A 956-nucleotide genomic window follows, 5' to 3' on the forward strand; every position below is an offset into this window, starting at 1 on the left:
CCGTTGAGCCGCAGGGCATAACAACTCATTGCCCCCATCCTTGCCATTGGACGCTGCCACGAAAATGTCCGACTCATACATCGCTGGAAGCTCATGAGCTTCAATCTGAGCATGCTGTGCAAGGTGACCCATATGGATAACTAAGAACCGCCCTGATTAAGTTTCAATTTTCTATTCGCCGATCCTGGGATGTCTATGCTTGATCCATGAGTGGCAGAGCCAAAGCATTTAGCGATGAAGGCGCACGGGATCCATCGCGCCCAAAACAGTATCGGGAACGAAAGAGAGCTCTGTACTTCCTGGGCATAGGAGGATTCTGCTTCCTCCTGACCTTGGCAGTGAATTACGGATTGAAGTTCACGATTCTGGGGGCGCATCCAACTTCAGCTTTTCTTATCGCTAATGCAGCGGCCACGGTAGTTTCCTACTACCTCTCGAGACGGTTTACCTTTGGGGATGTCGCCCACGGCCTCAAACGTATTCAGTTCATCAAATTCGTCGGCATGTCTACGGTAGCTATTGGAATTACTGCGGCGCCGGTTTATGTATCCCGTTGGATCTTTGGAATCACGGAACCGCACGTTTCTTTTATCGTCCAGGAGATCGCCGACTTTATCGCCGGACCAATTATCGGGACGTTACTTGGGATGATCTTCCGATGGTGGGCAATGAAGAAGTTCGTCTTCCTGGATACGCTCCATAAACGTACAGAGATCCTGTAAACCGCAGGAGCAAAGCAGTCGCGATTCCGCTGCAGATTTGTTCAACTGTCAGGGCGTCAGAGTACGCCCGCGGATTATGCCACCACAGTGTAACCACGATCACTGTCAAAAGTGCCCTGCCGATTTGCGGAGCCCTGAAAACCTGTGTATAGTTTTTATCTGTTGCCGGAACGGAAACAACACGGAATCTACCGTTTGTTTACCCGGCAGCCAATCACTTTTCACTGAAGGTTT

Annotated in this window: 1 protein-coding gene; it reads left to right on the forward strand. The window is 50.3% G+C overall.

The window, feature by feature from the left end:
- The first annotated feature begins 206 nt into the window (after positions 1 to 206).
- Positions 207 to 722, forward strand: a complete 516-nt coding sequence (locus tag ACFVHU_RS18555; RefSeq protein WP_388026059.1) for a GtrA family protein — start codon at positions 207 to 209, stop codon at positions 720 to 722.
- Positions 723 to 956: the final 234 nt, after the last annotated feature.

The sequence above is a fragment of the Glutamicibacter sp. NPDC127525 genome, from assembly GCF_042672105.1.
GTDB lineage: Bacteria > Actinomycetota > Actinomycetes > Actinomycetales > Micrococcaceae > Glutamicibacter.